Source organism: Mesorhizobium sp. M1396 (genome assembly GCF_040317725.1).
Lineage (GTDB): Bacteria > Pseudomonadota > Alphaproteobacteria > Rhizobiales > Rhizobiaceae > Mesorhizobium.
The window spans coordinates 1-1476 of the sequence record NZ_JAMYLA010000140.1 but is presented as its reverse complement, the minus strand read 5'-3'; the positions used below and the strand labels follow the sequence as shown (position 1 = coordinate 1476).

The 1476-nt window shown below is 62.3% G+C and carries 2 protein-coding genes; both read right to left on the bottom strand.

The window, feature by feature from the left end:
• Positions 1-149: 149 nt before the first annotated feature.
• Complete coding sequence (locus NKH02_RS34310; protein WP_352884255.1) at positions 150-1016, bottom strand: alpha/beta fold hydrolase; 867 nt, start codon at positions 1014-1016, stop codon at positions 150-152.
• An 85-nt stretch (positions 1017-1101) separates the two neighbouring features.
• Positions 1102-1476: Rossmann-fold NAD(P)-binding domain-containing protein (locus tag NKH02_RS34305; protein ID WP_502913896.1), on the bottom strand; the 375-nt coding region annotated here is incomplete at its 5' end.

Below are 1476 nucleotides of genomic sequence, written 5' to 3'. Positions count from 1 at the left end.
ATCGCTATCCCCGAGTTCCGGTTCCGGCATCTCGGCCAATCGCAGAGTGTCCTTCTTGCTATATTTGTCGACGACGAATGCCTTCATGGCAGTGACTTTCTGAAAATGTTTGTTGATGCTCCGGGAGGGAACCGCCCGGAGGAGAGGCGTCAGGCATCGAGAAAGGCCAGGGCTTTCAAGACGAAATCGGCGTGGTTCTGGAAGACCCCGCCGTGCCCGGCATCCGGATAGATCACCAGTTGCGCCCCAGGGATACGCCGGGCGAGATCGTGGGTGTTGCCGCTTGGCACCATCCTGTCGTGATCGCCGTTCGCAACCAAGGCAGGAATGCGGATGGCGCTCAGGTCTTGCGGCGCCTGCAGTCCGTAAGCCTTGATCGCCTTGAGCTGGGCGCCGAACGCGCTCAGCGATACCGGCTTGTCGCGATCGGCCTGGCGCTCCGTCAGCCGCTGCAGGAATGCTTTGGCGGCGCGGCGCCCATTCGCCGTCCTTGTGAAGAAGAGATAGTATTTCGGATCCCGAAGAGTGAGCGCCCCCTTGATCATGTCGAAGATCGTCAACGGCGTCACCTTGTCGATGCCTTCGCCACCGGCCGGCCCGGTGCCGGCCAGGATTAGCTTGCGCACAAGCGTGGGCTCGGTCAGCACAATCTCCTGCGCCACGAAGCCGCCGAGCGAAAAGCCGAAGAGATCGACTTGCTCGAACCCCAACGCCCTGATGAAGGCGACCGCATCCCGTGCCATCCCGGCTATGCTTGACGGCGTTTTGCCGCCCGAAGCACCGATGCCCCTGTTGTCGAAGGCAATCACTCGACGGTTCGCGGCGAGGCCATCGACGATGCGTGGATCAAAATTGTCCAGTTGAGCGCCGAGATGGTTGAGCAGGATCACCGGTACGCCGGTCTTGGGGCCGAGTTCCCGGTAGACGAACGCCGTGCCGCCGACATGCACCGAGCGCGTTGGCGTGTCCTGGAACGATGCCGGTGAGCGGGGCGACTGATTGAATCCATGCGTCATGCTTGGCACCTCCATCTGGTGGGGCCCGGGCAATTGCGTTGTCGTTGCTAATCGCATGTGCGTGAAACCTTCTGCTCGCTGTTGTTCAAACCGGCAGGCGGAACTGCTTGCGCAGGCTCTTGTCGAATATTCCCGCGGGGGCGAAGCGGCGCAGCAGGCTGACCTGCCGCGCTGCCTTGCCGGCGGTGTAGTGCCGTCGCGGATTGGCCTCGGTCGCCGCCTTGACGACCACCTGCGCCACCACTTCCGGTCGGTCGGCTACGGGCATCACATCGCGAAGGAGCGCTTCGAGCCCGGCTCGAGCCCGATCGTATTCTTTCAACAGAGAATCCGGCTCGATCCCGTTCTGGTCGAAGACGGTGCGGACGAATGCCGGCTCGATGACCGAGACGCGGATATTGAAGGCACGAACCTCGTGATCGAGCGATTCCGAATAGCCCTCGAGCGCGTGCTTGACCGC